This window comes from Neisseria sp. P0021.S005 (genome assembly GCF_051956955.1).
In genome coordinates this window covers 1-1,467 of record NZ_JBQCWY010000735.1, presented here as the reverse complement: position 1 = coordinate 1,467, position 1,467 = coordinate 1, and the positions used below count along the sequence as shown (strand labels likewise).

The following is a 1,467-nucleotide window of genomic DNA, read 5'->3' as shown; positions in this document are numbered from 1 at the left end:
TGCCCGTGATGCCGAAAAAAGCGGCAATGCCTTCGACCGTGTGATGGGTCGCCAAAACTCGGTACACAGCAGCACCGATGCGGCGCAGTTGGCCAAGCTGAAAGAACTGGAAGACTTAAGCCGCAACCACCGCATTGCCGAAAGATTGGCGGCATTGAAAGCAGGGAAATAAGATGAATTTTGTTAATAAGATTTATGAGCTTGCTGAGCAGATTGCTTACCGCCATAAGATGTTGAATCACCATGCTGCATGGTTGCTGTTATCAACTATCGCGGTTTGGTCTCTTAGTGATAATCACCCCATACCCGCAATAGTTGCTGCTATTTTAATTATGGGATTCTATGCTGTTATTATTATGAATGACGTGAAGACAAAATATGGAGACAAATTAATTGCAGATGGACGGAAAGTTTCTATTGAACAAGCCATAGAATTATTAAAAACCGAAATCTTGGAAAACTGTGACAAACAAGAGCAGCAAAAACTCTTAGATCTATTGGAGAAGAAATGCCTAACTCAAATAAAGTTTAAAAACTTCTTCAAATACCGTTTATTTTGGATTGCATATATCTTTTGGGGGTGGATGCTTTTAGATTTACTTATATTAAGTAGATAAAATCCAAACAAACCCCACCAACATTAAAAATGTATTATTCAAAATACAAATCCCATAAAGAAAAAATCAAAAAGAATAAGGAAATGCAATATGTGGAATTTAATCAACGCCCCCGAAACTGAAATCTTCGGCATTGCCATTGCGCTGATGATTTTGCTCGGTGTGTTGGAAGTCATTTCCATGCTGGCAGGCGGTATCAGTGACTGGTTGGACAACCTGTTGCCCGACAGTCTGACCGAAACCGCGCACGCCGAGGTTGGATTGGATGTGGCGGATGCAGGCATATTCGTGCGTTTCCTGAGCTGGCTGTATGTCGGACGTATCCCGGTGTTGATGTTGATGGTGGTATTTCTTGCCGTATACGGACTGACGGGTTATCTGTTTCAGACGGCCTTTGCCACTGTATTCGGCAGCTATCTGAATGGCACGCTGGCAGCAGTCATCGTTTGGTTTCTTTCCCTGCCCTTAGTGCGAGTGACGGCTAGCGGTTTGTACAAAATTATGCCGAAAGATGAAACCACTGCCGTTTCGCAAGAAAGTTTAATCGGCCGCGTCGGCACAGTGGTGCTGGGCGAAGCTCGGGTAGGTAATGCGGCGCAGGTGCGCGTGAAAGATGCTTACGGCCAACAGCATTATGTGATGGTAGAGCCTGACTCTGAAGATGTATTGAAACAAGGCGATGCGGTATTGCTGGTGTCGTTGGACGGAAATACATTTAAGGCAATTTTGAATCCGAGCGGCAGCTTGGTAGATTAAGGCCGTCTGAAACCGCTGATTTATCGATACGGTAAAAATAGATACTTTACCGCCCTATCCTCACCATCTAGAAATCCGAAATAACAATATAGAA

General features: G+C 44.1%; 2 protein-coding genes and 1 pseudogene. All 3 read left to right on the top strand.

The window, feature by feature from the left end; all coding sequences use genetic code 11:
* A pseudogene (locus ACTHUE_RS18835) lies at positions 1-172 on the top strand (PspA/IM30 family protein); the annotation flags it as partial.
* A gap of 1 nt (position 173) precedes the next feature.
* Complete coding sequence (locus ACTHUE_RS18830) at positions 174-617, top strand: hypothetical protein (protein ID WP_070459756.1); 444 nt, start codon at positions 174-176, stop codon at positions 615-617.
* 90 nt (positions 618-707) lie between these two features.
* A complete protein-coding gene (locus tag ACTHUE_RS18825) occupies positions 708-1,373 on the top strand; it encodes a YqiJ family protein (RefSeq protein ID WP_070459759.1) in 666 nt (221 codons plus the stop codon).
* Positions 1,374-1,467: the final 94 nt, after the last annotated feature.